Origin of the sequence: Actinocatenispora sera (assembly GCF_018324685.1) — a bacterium.
Classification (GTDB): Bacteria; Actinomycetota; Actinomycetes; order Mycobacteriales; family Micromonosporaceae; genus Actinocatenispora; species Actinocatenispora sera.
The window spans coordinates 6,268,358-6,287,532 of the sequence record NZ_AP023354.1; the positions used below are offsets into that span (position 1 = coordinate 6,268,358).

The 19,175-nt window shown below is 72.5% G+C and carries 16 protein-coding genes; 4 read left to right on the plus strand and 12 right to left on the minus strand.

What is annotated here, in order from left to right; genetic code table 11:
- Positions 1 to 6: 6 nt before the first annotated feature.
- The 8 genes from Asera_RS29485 to Asera_RS29520 all read right to left on the minus strand — a co-directional run bounded on the left by Asera_RS29485 (position 7) and on the right by Asera_RS29520 (position 11,279).
- Positions 7 to 1,203: a S53 family peptidase gene (locus Asera_RS29485; protein ID WP_030443900.1), complete on the minus strand. Its 1,197-nt coding sequence runs from the start codon at positions 1,201 to 1,203 to the stop codon at positions 7 to 9.
- A 12-nt stretch (positions 1,204 to 1,215) separates the two neighbouring features.
- Entirely contained in the window at positions 1,216 to 3,669 is a 2,454-nt protein-coding gene (locus Asera_RS29490) for a hypothetical protein (protein ID WP_157034571.1), read from the minus strand.
- Between the two features lie 342 nt (positions 3,670 to 4,011).
- Positions 4,012 to 6,909, minus strand: a complete 2,898-nt coding sequence (locus tag Asera_RS29495) for an ATP-binding protein (RefSeq protein WP_030443898.1) — start codon at positions 6,907 to 6,909, stop codon at positions 4,012 to 4,014.
- Between the two features lie 207 nt (positions 6,910 to 7,116).
- Positions 7,117 to 7,716: a hypothetical protein gene (locus Asera_RS29500; RefSeq protein WP_030443897.1), complete on the minus strand. Its 600-nt coding sequence runs from the start codon at positions 7,714 to 7,716 to the stop codon at positions 7,117 to 7,119.
- Positions 7,713 to 8,777, minus strand: a complete 1,065-nt coding sequence (locus Asera_RS29505; protein WP_051801327.1) for a PEP/pyruvate-binding domain-containing protein — start codon at positions 8,775 to 8,777, stop codon at positions 7,713 to 7,715. Before Asera_RS29505 ends, Asera_RS29500 begins: the two co-directional genes overlap by 4 nt.
- Positions 8,778 to 8,780: 3 nt before the next feature.
- The gene (locus Asera_RS29510) at positions 8,781 to 9,851 is read right to left on the minus strand and encodes a TetR/AcrR family transcriptional regulator (RefSeq protein WP_030443895.1); all 1,071 of its coding nucleotides are present in this window, start codon (positions 9,849 to 9,851) and stop codon (positions 8,781 to 8,783) included.
- A gap of 62 nt (positions 9,852 to 9,913) precedes the next feature.
- Complete coding sequence (locus Asera_RS29515) at positions 9,914 to 10,324, minus strand: hypothetical protein (RefSeq protein ID WP_157034570.1); 411 nt, start codon at positions 10,322 to 10,324, stop codon at positions 9,914 to 9,916.
- A 211-nt stretch (positions 10,325 to 10,535) separates the two neighbouring features.
- Positions 10,536 to 11,279 (minus strand): NAD-dependent epimerase/dehydratase family protein, encoded by a 744-nt coding sequence (locus Asera_RS29520; RefSeq protein ID WP_051801325.1) that lies wholly within the window; start codon positions 11,277 to 11,279, stop codon positions 10,536 to 10,538.
- 199 nt (positions 11,280 to 11,478) lie between these two features.
- Between Asera_RS29520 and Asera_RS29525 the strand changes: the two genes are divergently transcribed.
- Complete coding sequence (locus tag Asera_RS29525) at positions 11,479 to 12,381, plus strand: aminoglycoside phosphotransferase family protein (protein ID WP_030443892.1); 903 nt, start codon at positions 11,479 to 11,481, stop codon at positions 12,379 to 12,381.
- Positions 12,382 to 12,462: 81 nt separating this feature from the next.
- Here the strand turns inward: Asera_RS29525 and Asera_RS29530 are convergent, their stop codons facing one another.
- The gene (locus Asera_RS29530; RefSeq protein ID WP_030443891.1) at positions 12,463 to 13,485 is read right to left on the minus strand and encodes an SDR family NAD(P)-dependent oxidoreductase; all 1,023 of its coding nucleotides are present in this window, start codon (positions 13,483 to 13,485) and stop codon (positions 12,463 to 12,465) included.
- A 73-nt stretch (positions 13,486 to 13,558) separates the two neighbouring features.
- On the opposite strand from Asera_RS29530, the gene Asera_RS29535 reads away from it, so the two are divergent.
- The 3 genes from Asera_RS29535 (at position 13,559) to Asera_RS29545 (ending at position 16,104) form a co-directional block, all read left to right on the plus strand.
- On the plus strand, positions 13,559 to 14,497 hold the full coding sequence (locus tag Asera_RS29535; RefSeq protein WP_035295003.1) for an AraC family transcriptional regulator: 939 nt from the start codon (positions 13,559 to 13,561) through the stop codon (positions 14,495 to 14,497).
- An 83-nt stretch (positions 14,498 to 14,580) separates the two neighbouring features.
- Entirely contained in the window at positions 14,581 to 15,531 is a 951-nt protein-coding gene (locus Asera_RS29540) for a phosphotransferase family protein (RefSeq protein WP_030443889.1), read from the plus strand.
- Positions 15,532 to 15,621: 90 nt separating this feature from the next.
- On the plus strand, positions 15,622 to 16,104 hold the full coding sequence (locus tag Asera_RS29545) for a YrzE family protein (protein WP_157034569.1): 483 nt from the start codon (positions 15,622 to 15,624) through the stop codon (positions 16,102 to 16,104).
- Between the two features lie 86 nt (positions 16,105 to 16,190).
- Here the strand turns inward: Asera_RS29545 and Asera_RS29550 are convergent, their stop codons facing one another.
- The 3 genes from Asera_RS29550 to Asera_RS29560 form a co-directional block, all read right to left on the minus strand.
- Positions 16,191 to 17,015, minus strand: a complete 825-nt coding sequence (locus Asera_RS29550) for an isocitrate lyase/PEP mutase family protein (RefSeq protein WP_051801323.1) — start codon at positions 17,013 to 17,015, stop codon at positions 16,191 to 16,193.
- A 126-nt stretch (positions 17,016 to 17,141) separates the two neighbouring features.
- Positions 17,142 to 18,398, minus strand: a complete 1,257-nt coding sequence (locus tag Asera_RS29555; protein WP_084130807.1) for a phosphatidylserine decarboxylase family protein — start codon at positions 18,396 to 18,398, stop codon at positions 17,142 to 17,144.
- 111 nt (positions 18,399 to 18,509) lie between these two features.
- Positions 18,510 to 19,130 (minus strand): TetR/AcrR family transcriptional regulator, encoded by a 621-nt coding sequence (locus Asera_RS29560; protein ID WP_051801321.1) that lies wholly within the window; start codon positions 19,128 to 19,130, stop codon positions 18,510 to 18,512.
- Positions 19,131 to 19,175 lie beyond the last annotated feature (45 nt).

Consider the following 19,175-nt stretch of genomic DNA (forward strand, 5'->3'; position numbering starts at 1 on the left):
GATCTCCTAGAAGGCGCCGATGCCGTGCGGGGTACCGAGTCCGGTCGGCCCGTCGTATCCGGGGCCTGCGTTGCACAGGTAGCCGCCGCCGCAGGTGCCGGCGGGGCCGCTCGTCACGTCGTTCAGCGCCTTGGCATGCGAGTACGGGTACTGGACCGGCACCGTGGTCGCGTTGCCGGCGAGCGCGTACACGCCGGCGATCAGCGGTGCCGCCGCGCTGGTACCGCCCAGCGCCAACCAACCGCCTCCGGAGCCGTACGTGTCGTACACGGCGACCGGTGTGCTCGGGTCGGCGACCGCGGAGACGTCCGCGATGGTGCGCTTGCCGCACAGCTTGTCCTTCTGCCAGGCCGGTTTCGCCACGTACGCCGAGCAGCCGGAGCCGGCGAACCGCCAGGACCGCTCGCCCCAGCCGCGGGCCGAGTCGTCCTGGTAGAGCGAGGTGCCGCCCACGCTGACCACGGTGGGCAGTCCGGCCGGCATCTGCGCGCCGAAGCCGCTGTCACCGGAGGACGCGACGATCGTGACGCCCGGGTGGTCGTAGTGGTCGGCGAGGTCGGCGAGTTCGCTGTTCCACTCGAGGGCGCCGTAGGAGTTGGAGACGACGTCGGCGCCGAGCTCCACCGCCGTGTCGACGGCGATACCGAGGTTCTCGATGCTGTTGTCGTCCGCCTCGACCAGCAGCAGCCGGCAGTTCGGGCAGACGGCGGAGGCCATGTCGAGATCCAGCGAGATCTCCGCCGCCCAGCCCGCATCGGCCGGCGGCGGCGTGGTGCCACCCCGCTGGTTGACCTTCTTAAAGCACGGGAAGTCGGCGTCGCAGGCGGGCAGCCCGTTGGCCTTGCGGTACTCGGCGAGATCGGACTCGGCGTTGGGGTCGTCGAAGGCGTCCACGATCGCGATCGTCTGCCGCGCGCCCAGCAGGTCGGACGGCAGGTCGTAGGCGTCCTGCAGATCGGCGGCCAGGAACGGGTGCAGGTCGGCGGCCGCGGCAGCCGAGCGACTCAGCGGCCGGCCCTTCGCATCGCTGTCGACCATCGCGAGGCAGGCCGCGTAGCCCGCGGCCGGTGCGGAGCAGGCCCGCTGGACGGTCACCTGGGTTGCTGGCGCGGCGCTGGCGGTGGCTCCGGCCATGGCCGCCGCGAGCAGCCCGGCGGCGATGGCGACGGTCCCGATCCGCCGCCGGAATCGTGTGTGAGGCATGGGGAACTCTCCCTAGCTCAGCGCGTAGGCGCGGATGATGGTCTGGGTCACCGCGTTGCCGTCCGCGTCGTGTGCGGCGATGCGCAGTGACACGTAGCCGTTGGTGCCGGCCAGTTCCGGGTGCTGCACCGTCGTGGTGAACCCGCCATCGCCGGTACCGGTCGCCGCCTGCGGCTCGCTCCAGCTCGCACCGTCGTCGTAGGACACCGAGACGGTCGCGGCGGACCCCTTCTGCGTCGAGTGCTGCTGGCCCGCGACGGTGAAGCCGAACGAGTACGCGCCGCCGGCGGGCGCGTGCGACCCGGCGTCCAGGGGCAGGTCGTAGGTGACGAACAGCAGCGGCAGGAACGAGCAACCGCGGGCGGGATCGGGCGGGCACTCCTCGTCGTCGGCACGGTTCGCCGCCGCGTCGCCGGGCGCGGAACGGAACGTCCAGTCCGTGTCGATCCGCTGCTCGGTGTTGCCGTTCGGGTGGTAGGCCCAGTCCAGCTCGTAGTCCGCCGCAGCGGACAGCATCGGCAGCGGCACCTGGTACGGACGAAGACCGCCGTCGGAGTTCGCCGTCGAACTCAGCGCGAGCGTTCCGTTGCGGGAGAACCGAAGCGACGAGTCGGCAGCCGAGACTCCGCCTGTGTCGGCGTAGTGCCCGGGGTTCGCGTCACCGAGCGGCTGGAGGAACAGCACGGCGTTGTCGTCCTGCCTGCACGCGCCGCAGACACCCAGCCACGGGTCGGTCACCACCACGCTCCCGGTGCCGATGCCGACCTTCGGCTCCTGCTGGTACGGCATGGCCGGCGACGGCACGTCCGGTCCGCGGTCCCAGTCTTCGGTGATCACCTCGCCGGGATGGATGTGCCGCCGCCGGTCCCAGCGACGGGTCCCGTCGCTGCCGTTCATCGCCGCCTGCCAGACGGTCAGCTCCGGCTCGCTGGTGTACCAGTAGTCGGTGCGTTCCCCGACCGGCACCGTCGACCCGTTGGTGATGTTGCTCTGGCTCCACGGCGTGAACATGTTGGCGAGCAGCTGCGTCTGCTGCGTGCAGGTCGAGCAGGCCCCGGCGTGGATCGTGCTGTGCACGGTCGTGAGGTCCGCCTTCGCCACGTGGTGGGTCAGCGTCGACGGGATCTGGCCCCGGTTCGGAAACTCCAGCGCGTACCGCGGGCCGGGGTTGAGCCCTTCGATGGACTGAACGAGCTCGGTCTGCGCCGCGAAGTCGAACGAGCCGGTGTGTACCGGTTCGGTCGGGGTCACGTACAACGGGTTCGCCAGGCCGAAGCCGTGCAGCATCCGCATCGCGACGTAGTAGAAGTAGGAGTCGAAGCCGTACGGCTGGACGCGCATGGCGCCGCCGGTGACCGACGCCCGGGTCATCGACAGGTAGTCGACCTGCTCGTAGCCGGTGGGAGCCGGATCCACCGTCGCCTCGTACGGCTTGGCCTGCCGGGCGTCGAGCGAGACGGTGAGGTCCTTGGTGACCGACACCTCCGGCTTGACGACCAGGCTGGACTGCAGGGTCAAGTCGTCACCGGGGCCGCTCATCACCGCGAAGTCCAGGTTGAACTTCCCCTCCGGGACGCTGAAGTTCGACGCGCCCTGGATCCCCGGCAGCCCGACGAGCACCCATCCGCGGGTGAAGTCGTCCACGTTCTGCAGGACGCCGACCATGGTGGCGGGCTTGCCGTCCCGGCCGATCGGGTCCACCGTCAACGTGTGGTACGGCAGGGCCGCGCCGCTGTCGGCTTTCGCGCTCAGGGGCGCGGCCTTGGGCGCCGCGCCGCCGGGCTTCGCCGCCGGAGCCAGCGCCGGCGCAACGGGTAGCGCGGGTGCGCCGTCCGGACGGTCGAGGGTCAGCTTCCCGCCGCCGGGCAGCGTGCCGACCGGCGTGTCCGACGCACCGCTGCGGCTGTCCCGCCACTGCTTCACCAGCATCGTGCCGAACGCCCGGGCGCTCTTCTTGGACACGGTGCTGGTTCCGCTGGCCGCGGACAGTGCCGGCAACGCCGAACCGCTGTGCCCGGACACCGTGACGGGCACGGTCTTGCTGTGCGCGTCGTCGAGCTTGGCCCGGACCAGGTAGCTGACGTCGAACAGCCGTAGGTCCATGGTGGACGACAGGTAGGGCGCGACGGCGTTCGGGATCACGTACTTGTCGCCGTTGAAGCCGAACATCGAGAACGTGGCGCCGTCGGCGGCCCCGGCATCGAGGGCCGAGACGCTCTGCGTACCGTCGCCGTTGGTGTCGACGCGAAACCGGTCACCGGTCACCAACGTGACGGTGGCGCTCGACGGCGCCTTCGGTCGTGCGGCCGGCCGAGCCGGCGTCGCCGGGCCCGGATGGCGCTCCACCGTGACCGGTGGGCTGGTGGAGCCGCCGGGCGCCGCGGTCACGGCACCGGCCACCGCAACCGTGCCGGCGACCAGCGCCAACCCGGCGGCGACCGAGACTGCCCTTCTGGGGATCTTCATGGTGTCCTCCCTGTGTGGTCCGATCCGGCCAGGTGTCCGGCGATCAGAGTGGCCGGTACCCGTCGTCCGACGGCGTCGGGTCGGAACGTTCCGGGCCAACGCCGCCGCACGGGTCGGTGGGCGGAGTTGCGTCTCCCGGTACGGGCCGGGCATCGTCGGGCCCCACCGGTGGCCGGGAACGCTGGCCTGTCGTCGGGTCCGCGCCCCCCGCGGATGGGCGTGACGGGTCGTCGGGCATGAGGTGTCCACTCCGTGGTCGAGGCCGGGTCGACCCGGAGTCTGCGCCCTCGTCACACCCGCCGACGAGTGATCGGATGAGGGGTTTTTGCGCTCCGGCGAGGTTTACTCGTCGGCGTCGAGCAAGCCGAGCCCGACGGCCCGCACGGCCAGCGCGGTGCGGCTGTCGACCTGTACTTTCCGCATGGCCGAACGGATGTGGCTCGCCACCGTCTGCCGGGACAGCACCAGCTCGGCGGCGATCTCGGGATTGGTTCGTCCGGCCGAGACCAGCCGGACGACCTCCCGCTCGCGCGGCGACAGCTCGTCGCCGTAGCTGGGCCGCCCACCACCGTGCGGCGCGACGCCGTGCTCACGCAGTGTCACCGCCGCGCGTTCCTTGGCGACCGTGGCGCCCAACCGGGCGAACCCGCGGCGCGCCTCGTCGAGCAGCCGAACACCGGCCCGGTCGCCGGCGGCCAGCAGCACCCGGGCACGACGCTCGGTCGCCAGCAACGCATCGTAGGGACGGGGCTGCGCGGCCCACGCCGTTGCGGCCTGCTCGTACCGCGCTGCGGCCTCGCCCGACGCACCTCGCGCCTCGGCCAGCTTCGCCCGGCACAACAGCAGCGCGGCCCGCGGGGCCGGGATCTGCCGCTCGCCCAACCCGGCGGCGAAGTCGGCGACCAGCGCCGCGGCCTCGTCCGGCCGGCGCGCCGCAAGAAGCGCCTCGACGTGCACCGGCACCGGCGCGGTGGCCAGGATCCACAGGCCGCTTCGCGCGATCAGCTCGACCGCCTCGCCGCCGATGCGCAGCGCGTCGGCCACCCGCCCCTGGCCAAGCCACAGCATCGCCAGCTCGGCGACCGGATCGACCGCGATCCCCACCGTCCGAGGCGGCAGCGTCTGGTCCACGACCAGTTCGAGTCGACGAGTGGCCCGCTCCGCATCGCCGCCCGCCGCGTCGAGCGCACCCGCGACCAGCGCCGCCTCCCGCCGGCTGCCCGGTGACAGCTCGGGGTCGTCGGCAAGCGCTGCCGCGCGTGCAGCCAGGCCGAGCCAGTTGCCGGTACGCCAGTCGAGCCGCAACAGGTTGGCGCGCGCGATGCTCCGTAACCGCTGGTACTGACCGGCGTCGGTGAGTTCCAGCGCCCGGTCCAGCCGCTGTCGGGCCTCGACGTTGTGGCCCCACAGCAACGCCAGGTCGCCGATGTTGACCTCGACCCGCGCGACGTGCGGCCGGTCGACAGCGCTTCCGGTCGCCGTCGACAGCTCCGCCGCCACCTCCCAACCGGATTGCTCACCAAGAGCCAGCAGGCTGGTCATCAGGTCCACGTCGACCCGCAGCCGCTCGGTCGCCGGCAGCCCGGCCGTCAGCTGCGGTACCTGCTGCAGCCAGCGCCGGCAGGTCCGCGCCGTGCGGTCGACCCAACCCGGGTAGCTGAGCAGAGCGACGGTCATCGCCAGCTGGATGGAACCACGCGGCAGTTCGGGCACCGCGCGCTCCAGTTGGGCGTACCCCTCGGCGTAGTGCGACCGGTGCAGCAGCAGCCGGCCGAGCTGGGCGCGCACCTCGGCGCGCGGCACCGGCTCCAGACCGTCACTGTCCAGTGTGGAGCGTAATGCGGCGATCAGCCGGTTGTAGCGGTGCTCGTCGGTCACCGAGGCGAACGTGAGCTTGTAGGTCAGCCGGCCCACCTCGTTCGGCGCGGCGGTGGTGGCGTGCGTGATCAGGCCGTCCAGCAGCGCAGCGCCGGTGGACTCGTCCCCGGCGAGATGCGCGGCGTCGGCGGCACGCTCCGCGTAGCCGAACCACTCACCGGACTCGCCGGCCTCGCCGAAGTGCCGGGCCAACCGCCCGACCGGCTGCGGCGTCGACCGCTCCAGGTGCCGGGCCGCACGCAGGTGCATGGTGCGCCGCTCCCGGACGGCGGTCGCCTCGTAGACCGCGCGATAGGCGAGAAAGTGCCGGTACGAGACCGCACCGCGCTCGTCCTCGTCCAGCAGGCCGGCATCCACCGCCTCGGCGAGCGCGTCACGCACGACACCCGGCGCCAGCCCCGACACCGCGACGAGCAGGTCCTCGTCGGCCGGATCGACCAGTACCGCCATCGCGCGCAGCACCGTCAGCGTCGCCGGGCCGAACCGGGCGGTGCGTTCCAGCACCGCGTCCCGCACGGTCGGCGGTACCGCGATGTCGGCGAGATCCTGCCGGACCCAGTGGCCGTCCCGGTACAGCAGGTCGGCCCGCTCGGACATCAGCCGCACCGACTCCTCGATCGCCAGCGGGACACCGTCGGTACGCTCGCGCACGAACTCGGCGAAGCTGTCCGACACCTTCTCGTCGGACAGCATCGACGACACCAGTTCCGCGGTCTGCGCCACGTCGAGCGCGGCGAGCGAGACCCTGGCCCGGGCCGTACCCACCGGTAGCCCGGAGGACATCCGGCGCAGCAGCGAGTCGGCCGCCACCTCCTCCGGCCGGTACGTCACGACCAGGCTCATCGTGGCCTGGGACACCAGGAACAGCAGGAACTCCAGTGTCGCCTCGTCGGCCCAGTGCACGTCCTCGACGACCAGCACGGTCGCCTCGACCGCCTGCATCACCTCCACCAGGGCACGAAACAGCCGGTGCCGGGCGGCACTCGCGTCCTCCGCCGGTTCCAGCGCCGGCGGCAGCGCCTCGGCCCACTCCGGGAACAGCTGCCGCAGCGCGCCGGCCAGGCTGCTCAGTCCCAGCGCCGCGACGTCGTCGGCCGCCGGCCGCACCGCATCGACCACCGGTCCCAGCGTGTACGGGGCGCGAAACGGTGGGCACCCGCCGAGCAGGGCCGGCCCCGTCGTGGTGGCCAGCACCTCGCGCAGCAGCCGGCTCTTTCCGATGCCCGCCTCGCCCTCGATCAGCACCACGGCGGGCGACTGCGCCAGCGCGTCGCGTACCGTCGCCAGGTCACGCTGCCGACCGACGAAGCGCGGGCGGGACACGGGCACGGTGCCGGTGTCGCGCGGTTCCCGTGCCGTCATCGCCCACCTCTCCCGGCCAGCCGGTCAGCGCCGGACGCTACCCAAGATCAGCGTGCTTGGGAAGTGCCGGCGGACCGAACCGCCAGCCCACGGGCTCGGCGGAGTCCGATCGCAACGCCCACGCCGGGTACGGCATCGAGAACGGTGCTGCGGCCACGCAACCGGCGGTGGACGTCGAGGCAGACCACTCCCCGTCCCACTGGGTGGTCAGCGGGTGAGGCCGAGGGTGGCGATGAGGTCTTCGTGCAGTTCGAACCAGATGCGGTGGCAGGAGTCGCGGTCGATCCCGGTGATCCAGGCAGGCTCGGCGGATGCCTTGGCCAGCGCCGCGGTGAAACGGTCGTGATAACCGGTGAACCGGAGCAGGTGCGTGGTCAGGCGGTGTTCGATGCCGGCCAGCCGCTGAGCGGGTTCCCGCAGGGCCGTGATCGTCGAGGCCAGGCTTACGTCCTGGGGACCGAGTCCCAGCTCGACGAGTTGCCACCGGGTGCAGGCCGCGCCGACGACCTCGTTGAGCGGGAGGAAGTCCCGGTAGATCGTCGCTATCTCGCTCCGCGCACCGGTGGCGTCGAGCTCGGCGGCCAGCAGCTGCTCGCCGTGCGCCTTTCCTGATTCGGTCAGCGACCATTCGTCGTCTGCGCCGTACGAGCTGCGGGTGACCCAGCCGTGGGCGGCGGCGTCCAGCAGGTGCTCCTCGACCTCCGGCTGGGGCAGGTGGACCCGTTCGGCGATGCGGGCACCGTCGCCGTGCCCCAGGGTCCGTACCGCGTGCAGTGCCAGGACGTGGTTCGGCGTACTCGCTGTCATGGGATCGGTTCCTCGTTCGGCGCGGTCACGGTTCCGGTGGTGCCGTCCACGATCACCCGCCGGCCGTCGGTCAGCCTCGCCATCGCCCCGGTCGCGGCGGTCACGGCGGGGATCGCGAACTCGCGCGCCACGATCGCGGCGTGCGCGAGTATCCCGCCCGTCTCGGTCACGACCGCGGCGGCGCGGGCCAGCAGCGGGGTCCAGGCGGGTGAGGTCGCGTGGCACACCAGTACCTCGCCGGCGGCGAACCGGTCGAAATCGTCGAGCCCGCCGACCACCCGTACCCGGCCGGTCGCGGCACCGGGACTCGACGGCGTGCCGGTCACCAGCGGCCGACCGGACGCAGGCAGGGCCGGCCCCTGCGCCGGCACGGTGGTGATCGGGCGGGCCTGCAGTACCCAGACCTGCCCGCCCGCGATCGCCCATTCGATGTCCTGCGGGTCTCCGAGCGCGGCCTCGATCCGGCGAGCGGTGTCGGCGATCGCTTCGGCCTGCCGCGGGGTCAGTACCTCGGTACCGGTGGCCTGGCCGCGGGCCCGGTCGAGTGTCCAGCGTTGCGGCGTGGTCGTGCCGTCCACGAGCCGATCCCCCAGGCCGCGAACGGCCTCGAGCACGATCCGGTCGGCACCGGTGACCGGGTGCCGGGTGAACGCCACTCCGGCCACCCGCGCGTCGACCATGACCTGCACGATCACCGGGACCGCGGTGTCGATGCCCCGGGCGGTACGCGCCGCGTACGCGGCGACCCGGCCCGCGCGTGCGGAGACCGCCGTGCGGTGTACCGCGTCGACCACTCCCGCGGCCGGCACGTTCAGCGTGGTGTGCAGCTGGCCGGCGAACGACGCCCGCGCCCCGTCCTCGCCCCGCGCGGAGGACCGCACGGCGAACCGGGTGCCGCCCAGCGCCCGCAGTACCGGCGGGATCGCGTCTCGTCCACCGGGCTCCTCGGGGTCGGCGGTGACCACGCCGTCCGGCACCGCGAAACCGGCCCGGGTCAGGCGGGCGAGGGTGGCGGCCTTGGTCCCGTGCCGCTCGTCGGCCGAGGCCAGCGGTACCCACACCGGTCAGCCCTCGCCGAGGCGTGCCGATGCCGCCGCGTGGCAGGCGCCGCGGCCGTCGGCGCGGGCGGCGATGCGACCGCCGCGGATGCGCACCGCGGCCTCGGTCGCGTCGCTGACCGCCGAGATCCCCGCCGCCGCGGCGAGCTCGCCCGAACCGTCGTACACCAGGCGCAGCCGCGGCCGGGCTCGCTCCGGCACCGCGTGCCACAGCCCGTCGCGCAGGTCGGCGAGCACCAGCCGGACCAGTGGCCGCAGTTCGCCGTCGGTGCCGGTGACCAGCACGGCGGTCACGGCCGCGTCGGACGGTGCCGCGCGGACGGCCTCCTCGATGGCGGACAGCCGGTGCAGGCCCAGCACCGCGACCACGCCGTCATCGCCCAGCGGTACCGGGTCGCCGTGCAGGGCGTCGGTGGCCGTGCCGGCCGGCCAGGGTTGGTCGGCGGGGCGGGCCTTCGGTACGTGCGCCAGGTGCGGCGGCTGCCACGGTGCCGCCAGGTCGAGGTCGGCCAACTGTTCGCAGGCGTGGACGACGTGGAACGGCTCGACGAAGCCGGGTGCGGTGGCGGCGAGCTGACTCGCACCGGACAGGATCGTCAGGGCCAGCTCCGCCGTCGGGACCAGCCGCACGGGTTCCGGCCCCTGCAGTCGTTCCAGCGCGAGACCGAGCAGGATCGCGTCGAGGGCCATCAGCTCGGCGAACGGGCGGCGCATCCGCTCGTCGGCCGTGATTTCGGCCAGCAGATCCTTGCCGAGCCAGGCGGCATGGCCGGTGGCCAGCGGGAGTCGGGCGAGCCAGGCGCGTGCGAACGCGCCCAGCGCCTGCCGCACGTCGGGTGCCGGCCGGCGGCGCGACGATCCCGTCTCTCGTTCGGCCTGATCCGCCAGGACCGCGAAGTACAGGGAGCGCTTGCCGGTGAAGTTGGAGTACACCGCGCCACGGGTCAGCTCGGCACGCTCCGCGATGCGGTCGATCTTGGCATCGCGGAAGCCGTACTCGGCGAATTCGTCCCGCGCCGCGCGCAGCACCGCGACGCAGGTGCGCTCCTGCGTCTGGGCTCTGGTGAGCCGGCTCATGGCCCTCCTTCACCGCGGTGACCATCCACGCAGAAGATACTCTCACCATCCAGATGTTGTCATCATCTGGGATGCCGAGCAGCGCTGCGGCAGCGCAGCAGGGCGACGAACGCCGCCGCGAAGCACGGCACGTACAGCCAGAGCACCACGCGGGGGACGGCCGGCACCGGGGCCGGGAGTGCTCCGCGGGCGATCGCACCGAAGACGGCGACCACGGACAGCACCGCCAGCAGCGCGGCCGCGACGGTTGCGGCCGGCCGGAGCGCCACGCCTCCGCACAGCCAGGCCACCGCGACGATGACGGCGGGAACACCCATCGTGACCAGGGTCTGCCACGCGAGGTACAGGTCGAGCTCGGCGGGGTCGACCGGGCGGTCGGTGAAACCGACGTACCCGCCGGAGTGGGGTCCGGTCGCCACGGCCAGCGCCGTCGGGATCAGCGCCGCGGCCAGCGCCACCAGCCGCCATCGCACCGACCGCGATCGGCCTCCCGAGCCGGTGGTCGCCGTCACGACGGGACCCGCGAGCGCACGAGGCACAGGTCAATCGGCATCCGCACAGCGTCGATCACGGCGCCTTGCCAGGGAAGTCGACACACCGATCGGCCGCCGAACTCGCACCGTTCGGCCGGCGAGCTGGCGCGCCCCGATCGTTCGTCCGTTCCGCGCGGGGCCGCAGCCGCGCTCATCGGAAGCGGGACTCCGGTTGGCACAGCGACGTCGACTCGTCGTCGTCGACCGGGTACCGGGCAGGGTCGAGAGCCGGCCGATAGCCCAACTCGGCCGTTGCCCGGCCGATCGACCAGACGGTCGAGCCGGCCGAGACACCGTGGTACACACCGGATCCGACGTCCGCGGTCAGCGCGCGACGGACCAGCTGGCCGAGGTCGTCGGGGCCGAGCCAGGTCGGGCGCAGCCCGGCGGTGAACGGTTCCGGCTGCACCGCGCCGAGGCGCAGGCTCACGACCGACGCACCGGTACGGTGCGCGTGGGCCCGGCCCGCGGCCTCGGCGAACGCCTTCGTCGCGCCGTACGGGCAGCAGGGTGCGGGTGCCCACGTCTCCTGGATCGGAACCCGGCCGGCGAACAGGTACCCGCCCATCGCGTGCACGCTGCTGGCCAGCACCAGCCGTGGCGTCCGGTGCTCGGCCGCCGCGGCGAGCAGCGCGCCGACCCCCGCGAGGTTCGGTTCGACCAGCCCGCCCCACGGCGTCCCCGGGTGCGGTACGGCGGCGAGGTGCACCACCGCGGACACCCCGTCGAGGACGGACGCGGCGAAACCCGGCGCGGTCAGCTCGCCGCGCGCCGTCTCGGCGCCGGGCAGCTCCGGCGGCGCCACCCTGTCGGTCAGCCGCAGCGGCAGGTCGGCGAGGTAGGGCAGCATCATGCCCGCGACACTGCCGGCGGCGCCGGTCACGAGGACCGTCATGACTGCTCCCCACCAGTTGGCGACGCGTCCCGGCGAGGATGCCCCACCGGCGGCGTCCGATGATCGATACGACACTGCCGTACAGGCTCGACCACGCTCGGGTCGTCGGCAAGGGTTGGCTGCCGGCCGCGGCACGCCGGCTTCACGCACGGCCGGAAACCGGGTGCGCGTTTCGTGCCCTCGATGTGAGACTCCGAGAGTGATCGAAGTGCCGGACGCGGTGCGCAACAAGGCTCGAGCGGCCGGCGTCGAAGGCTGGCTCGAGCGCCTGCCCGCGCTTGTCGCCGGCCTCGAGGCGGACTGGTCGATCGTGGTGGGCCGCCCGTACACCCGCGGGTCCGAGGCCTTCGTGGCCGAGGCGACCCGGGCGGACGGGGCTCCGGCGGTTCTCAAGGTTCTGGTGCCCGGCCTCGGCAACGAGTCCGCCAACGAGGCGACGGCGCTTCGCATCGTCGGCGGAGAGGGATGCCCGGCGCTCTACCGGTACGACACCGACCGGGGCGCCCTTCTCCTGGAACGACTGGGGCGACCGATGTTCGAGCTCGGCCTCCCCCTGTCGCGTCGTCTCGAGCTCCTCTGCGACACCGCGGCGCGCATCTGGCGGCCGGCCCCGGACTCTGGCCTGCCGACCGGTGCCGAGAAGGCCCGGTGGCTCGCCAAGTTCAGTGCGAGGCTGTGGGAGGAACTCGATCACCCCTGTTCGGAGAAGGTGGTCGAGCACGCCCTCGCCTGCGCCCGGCGACGGGAGCGAGCGCACCGCGACGAGAGAGCCGTCCTGGTCCACGGGGATGTGCACCAGCTGAACGCGCTGCAGAGCGATGGTGGCTTCAAACTGGTCGATCCGGACGGTCTGGTTGCCGAAGCCGAGTACGACCTGGGTGTCCTGATGCGGGGAGACCCGGTCGAGCTGCTTGCCGGTGACCCCGTCGAGCGGGCCCGTTGGCTGGCCGCCCGGACGGGGCTCGATCCCGTGGCGATCTGGGAATGGGGGGTGGTCGAGCGGGTGTCGACGGGGCTGCTGTGCACGCAGATTCACCTGCAGCCGCTCGGCCGCGACACGCTTCGCGCCGCGGAGGCCGTCGCTGGTTCTTCCATGCCGTGACCGCTCGGCGGTGACGCCGGGTTCGTCGGTCCTGCCCGCGCGTTGCCCGGCGGTACGGTGACGACCGTGGCGGGCCGTCGGTCAGGTCGCGAGCAGCCGTTCGCTGAGCGTCCAGAGCCGGCGGGCCGAGTCGGGATCGATCGCATGCGGTACGACGGTGGAGGACAGCTGCTCCTGCGGGGCGCCGAAGTCGACCGGCTGCGGGGTGCCCAGCGGCGAAACGTCGTTGTCCATCAGGTAGACCCCGCCGATGTCGGCCAGCAGCGGGCTGGTCGCGCCGAACACGCTGGTGCTGGCGCCCTGTTCGGGCGTCTTCAGCTCCCGGCCGGGATCGTTGACCGGTCGGCCCGACTCGTCGATGAGGCCCATCTGGCGCAACTGGTCGTTGGTGAGCCAGTCCGGCCTGGCCTCGCCCTCGGCTCGCCACGGCCCGAGGCCGGTGGTGACGACCACGCCGGGATGTGCCGCGTAACCACGAATCCCGTCGCTGGCCCACCGGCGGTCCAGCTCGACGGCGAACAGCACGTTCGCGGTCTTGGACTGGCCGTAGGCCAGCATGCCCATCTCGTCGTACCCGCTGGCGAAGTTCGGGTCGTCCCACCGGATGTCGGAGAGCCGGTGCCCGCCGGACGTGACGTTGACGACCCGCGCCGTCCGCGCGGCCCGCAGCGCCGGCAGCAGCCCGAGGGTGAGCTGGAAGTGCCCGAGGTGGTTGGTGGCGAACTGCGACTCGTAGCCTCGGGCGTCACGCATGAGCGGTCCGCCCATGATGCCGGCATTGTTGATCAGCATGTGCAGTGGGCGGCGGGCGTCGAGGTAGCGCGCGACGAACGCGTCGACCGACGCCGGGTCGGTCAGGTCGAGCCGAGAGACCTCGACTCGGGCCAGCCCGGCCACCGCGCCGGCGGCGCGTCGCGGGTTGCGTACGGCGACGGTGACGGCCGCGCCGGCGCGGCTGAGCGCCGCGGTGGTGGCCAGGCCGATGCCGCGGTGGCCGCCCGTGACCACGGCGTGCCGGCCGGTCAGATCGATGCCGGCGACGACCTCGTCGGCGGTCGACGCCGCCGTGAAGCCCGACCCGATGGGGTGCTGTGAAGGTGTCATGACCCGACTCTGCGCCCGATCGCTCGGACTCTGAATAGTTGCCAGTCCGTCTTTCTTGCGCGAGAGTACGGATATGGCCGGTGACCAGCTGTCCGAGGTGTTCGACCTCGTCGAAGTGCGGGGCGTGCTGTCCGGCGGCTTCGCCGCACTCGGGCCGTGGGTGTCGCGCGCGGACATCGGCGATCCGCTCAAGTTCGTCGCGATGGTGCGTGGGCGGGCCCGGTTGCGTACCGATGGCGTCGGCCCGGTCGAGCTCGACGCCGGGGACGTGGCGATCCTCAACGACCGGTCCTGGCTGGAGGTGGCCGGTGGGCACGGCGCCGGCCCGCGTCGTGAGATCGTCCCCGACCAGCAGCTCGCCGGCGTGCTCGACGCCGCGCACGAGGCGCACGACGTGGTTCTCGGCGGTCGCATCGAACTCGATCCGGCCGGTCGTGCCCTGTTGTCGGAGGCGTTGCCCCCCGTCGCGCACGTGCGCGCGGCGGCGTCGGCGCACCTGCGGGCCAGCCTGCACCGGCTGTTCGAGGAGGCCGCCGGCCAGCGGGCGGGATCGGCGTTCGCGATCCGCCAGTACGGTCAGCTTCTCCTGCTCGATGTGTTGCGGGCACACGTCGAGCAGTCGGTACTGCCGCCGGGATGGTTGAAGCTGCTGACCGACGAACGCCTGCGCCCGGCGCTGACCGCCATGCACGCCCACCCGGGCCGCACCTGGGGACTGGTGGAGTTGGCCGGCGCCGCGGCCATGTCGCGGACCTCGTTCGCCGAGCGATTCCGCGCCGTGGCCGGCGTTCCGCCGCTGACCTACCTGAACCGGTGGCGGATGCTGTTGGCGCAGCGGGCGCTGCGGGGCGGTGACGTCCGCGTCGGCGAGCTGGCCGACCGGCTCGGCTACGGGTCGGAGAGCGCGTTCAGCACCGCGTTCAAGCGCGCGGTCGGTGAATCGCCGCTGCGGTACCGGCACCGGGTACGCTCCGGTGCCGCCCCGGACGGCCGTCTGCGCAGCGGCGGGTGACCCGGCCGCGCAGGGCCTCGCGCCGTACGACCGTTCGGACAAAAGCGTTCGCGCCTGCGCGCGTCGGATGATGGGGTGGCCCGGTGAGCGACCACGGCGAGCCAGCGGCCATTCCCCCGGCGACCCTCGCCTGGGTGCGCCGGCACCTCGACGCCGGCGAGCGGATCGTCGGCACCGAGTCGCTGCCCGGCGGCATCACCGCCGACCTGCGGAGGCTGACGGTCGCCGGGCGAGACGGCCGCACCCGTGCCCTGGTCCTGCGAAGCTTCGTCGATGCGTACTTCGTGGCGCGCGCCGAGGATTCGCTGACCCGGGAGGCCGCCGCCCTGTCGCTGCTCGCCACGACCACCGTGCCGGCGCCCGAGCTGGTCGCGCTCGACCCGACCGCCGCTTCGTGCGCGTACCCGTCGCTGCTGATGACGCACCTGCCGGGCCGGACGGTCCTCAACGACGACGGCGTGCCGGCACGGCTTCGGTTGCTGGCCGGCCAGCTCGTGGCGATCCACGCGATTCGGCCCGCCGAGCCGCCCCGGGAGTACGAGGCGTTGACGACCGCCGAGACAGTCGTGATTCCCGAGGGCGCGGACGCGGCAGTGTGGTCCGCGGCGATCGACGTGATCCGCCGGCCGGCTCCGCGGGGTGCGGGGCGATTCCTGCACCGTGACTTCCAACCCGGCAACGTGTTGTTCGACGGGCCGGCCGGCACCCGCATCGCGGGCGTGCTCGACTGGGCCGGCGCGGCCTGGGGCCCGCCGGACCTCGACGTGGCGCACTGCGCCGCTGTGCTCGCGCTGCTGCACGGTCCGGCCTGGGGCCTGCGGTTCCCGGAGGAGTACGAGCGGGCCGGCGGGCGGCTGGCCGCGGACGCGAACGACCGGCGGTACTGGCTGGTGCGGGACGCGCTGGCGCTCTCGGAGGAGGTGGCGCAGGTGGCGCGGCCGTGGCGGGACGCAGGCAGGACGGAGCTGACGGCGCGAACCGTGGCGGCCCGCCTGGACGCCTACCTCACGGCCCTGATGGGCGCACCGAGCTGAGCCGGGTGGGCCCCGTTCCGGTCACGCGCCGGGCGGCCCGACCTTGGGCCGGGCTGCCGTTGTTGTCGGGATCGCCGCCGCAATGGGAGCATGGCGCCATACGCGACGCCCGTACGGGAGGCCTTCGTGAGGTTGGTCGGACGCTATCCACGCGTTCAGCTGCAGCACGTGCGGGGAGCCCGCCTTCAGATCACCGGTCGCCTGGAGTTCTTTTCGCTCACCCGGATCCGCGTACCGCGCGCGGATCGCCACACCGTCACGGCGACGATGCGCTGCGAGACCTGCGGAGACGAGGTCGAACTACGGATTTTCGGTCTGCGGGGTGCGCGCCGGGCCCGCCTGGCCTGGCTGTCCGGTGCTCTTGCGGCCGTGCTGGTGACGCTCGTGCTGTTCTTCACCGTGCTCACCTGGACGGGTTCGCAGGATGGCGCCCCCTTCGCGCTGGCCCTGTTCGGTGGCTGCCTCGCCGCCGGCTGCGTCATCGGCGGGTTCGTCGGCTTCCACAACGAGGACGGGGTGCGGCTGGTCCGGCACCGGACCCGCTTCTCCCGAAGCCATTCGCTGACCCGATGAGGGCCTTGCCTCGTACCGAGGATCCCTGGCACCGAAGGCGCGGGCATCCGGGCGACGAAGAGCGCGATCGATCTCGGCGGCTGAGCTCACCCGCCGAGTGCACGGGTCAACAGGTCGGCACCCGCCGCGGCCGTGGCGGAGAATGTCGCCGCGTCGGTCGCCAGGGCATCCGGCAGACCCGCCAGACCGGCGTATGCGGCGTACATCGGGAACGGGCCGAGTGAGACCCGGGCGACACCGAGGTCGGCGAGCTCCGCGATCGACGGCGCGCCTGGCATCCACATCACGCTCAGCGGCACGGTCGTCGCATCCAGGATGCGGCGCAGCTCCGCCGGTTCGGTCACGGCCGGCGCGAAGAGGACCGCGGCACCGGCCTCCTCGTAGGCGACCAGCCGCGCGATGATCTTGCCGAGATCGGCGTCCGGGTCTCGCATCCGGCCGTCGGCGCGCCCGGTCAGCACGAGCCGTCCGGCGCACGCCTGCGCGGCCGCGCGGATCCGGCGGCTCGCCTCGGCCACCGGGTACGGCGGCTCGTCGCGCGCACGGGGACAGTCCTCCAACGAGATCCCCGCCAAGCCCGCCGCCACGCTGCGCGCGACCAGGTCATCGACGGCGACGCCCGCGGCGGCGTACCCGTCCTCGAAATCGGCGCTCACCGGCGCCGCAACGGCACCGGCGATCGCCGCGGCGCTCTCGTACATCCGCATCGGCTCCGCGGCACCGTCGGCGGCTCCGAGCGTTGCGGCCACGGCCGCGCTGGAGGTTCCGATGGCCTCGAAGCCGAGCGCCGTCAGGCAGGCCGCCGAGGCGACGTCCCAGGCGTTCGGCATGAGTACCGGCCGGCCAGGGACATGCTGCTGCAGGAAGGCCGCGGCGCGCGGTTCACCGGCGCCGGTGGGGACGATCTTCACGACTTCTCCAATGCGGGAGGGCGAGCTGGACACCCACCAGTCGACCGCATCCGTTGCTGCCACCGCTGGCGGGAATCGGCCGTTACCGTCCGGCGTCGGCGTCCCCGGCCCGGCGGCCGTACGTGGTCAGTCCGGCGTGCGGACGGTCGCCAGGCGGGAACGAACCCGGACCACAGGCGGGTCGGTCTCGTGCGGTTGGGGGATGGCCGAAACGGCGAAGTCGGCGATCACGCCTGGCCGGAAGACCAGGCAGTAGGTGGATCCGCCGAACTGGAAGTGCCCGAGCTCGTCACCCTTGGCGAGATGACTACCGGGGCCAAGATCCGGCCGGATCACGCACGAGGACACGTCGGACATGCCGACCTGGACCACGGCCATCAGCCCGATCGCCGGGTTGTCGGCCTCGATGAGGATGATCGCGCGGGTCGCGACGTGCGCCAGATAGGACTGCGAGTTGGCCGGCTCGACGGCACCCTCGCCCAGCGAGTCGGCCTCCGAATAGTAGGTTCCGTCGACGCGGAACGCGCGCACGATCGTGCCCGACACCGGGCTGTGCCAGCGATGGTAGTCCGTGGCGCTCAGGAAGGCCTGGTACACGGTGCCACCGACGAACGCGTCCACCGCCTCGTCGCCGGCCAACATCTCCTGCAACGAGTAGGGCTGGCTCTTGATCCAGAACCGGTCCTGTCGCTGCACATCGACGCTGATGCCGTAGGGCGTCGATTCGCAGGCACTGACGATCACCGAGTCGTCGTCCGGCGCGGCCACCGGACGCGCGTCTTCCTTGAAGCGCCGGGTGAAGAAGTCGTTCCACGAACGGAAACCCCAGTGCTCGTCGGCAGGGTCGTACTGGAACTGCTCGATGCCGATCGTGCGGGCGGCGGCCTCCGACATCCAGCCCGACGGCGAGTCGTTGAGCACGTACAACGACCCTGGGCTGTCGAGGAATTCGCACCACGCATTCAGGATCTTCTTGAGCTTCGCGTTGATGCGCCGATCCCGATACGCCGCGAACCCGGCCGGGGTGCCCATCGTCCAGTCGAGGACGGCGCCGAGCGGGGTCATCACCATCGACTCGCCGTACTCCGGCGCGGTACTCAGAATGTCGTCGATCAACCGCAACAGCTGCGACACGCTGCGCAGGTGCCGCTTGCTGTACTGCCGGTTCTGCGGGATCTGGGAGATCATCTGATTGAGGTACATCCGGACGATCGGGTCTGCGTCGATCAGGTCCCGGAATTCCGCGACCACCGGATGTAACGGCTGGTCGGCCCGGGCATCGAGGCCGTCGCAGCGTCCAGCCAACCATTCCTCGAGCTCGCTCTGCTCCGGTAGCCAGCCCGCATGCCGCCGGGTGTCGACCGGGTCAGAAGAGATGCCCATTCGGCCACCCTAGCGTGGTGCACCGGCCTGAACAGCGGTTCGGCAGTCCCCGGCTGCGCCGGGTGTCGACCCGGTGTTGCGCGGGTGTGGCAATCCGGGATGCGGTGACAGTCAGCGGGATCGACCCCGCAGTGCGCTGATGCCGTCGAGGACGAGGTCCAGTCCCACGTCGAACTGCTCATCCCAGCCGCGCCCCGCCTGGTACGGGGACAGCCCGGCAGTGAGGGGGAAGCCATCCCGGCGGGTCGGGGTCCAGTCGCTGTCGCGGTACCCGGAGTGCTCGGCCTGGTACTCGACGACGAGGTAGCCGACCAGGTAGCTGCCCCAGGTGCGGTGAGCGTCGAGCAGGGCGCCCCCGGACAGCCCGGCGGCGGTGAGCGCCGCGTACTGCGCCTCGCGGAAAGCAGCCGTCTCCGGCGTGTCCACCGGCCGGGTCATGGTCACCATCAACAGCGCCGGGTGCGCTCGGACGGTGTTGCGAAAGGCGTGGCTGAGTGCGCGCACATCGGCCCGCCAGTCGCCGGTCGGCTCGGGAGCGGTCTGCCGCAGGACCTCGGTGACCACCTCGTCCAGCAGCGCGTCCTTGTTGGCGAAGTGGTGGTAGACCGCCATGCCTTCGACGCCCAGTTCGGCACCGAGCCGCCGCATGCTGAGCGCGCCCAGACCCTCCCGGTCGACCAGCGTCAGGGCGGCCCGCGCGATCACGCTTCGGTTCAGTTCACCGGCCGGCACGGCCCGTACTTTACAGCATAAAGCTGCTCCTTTACGATGTAAAGC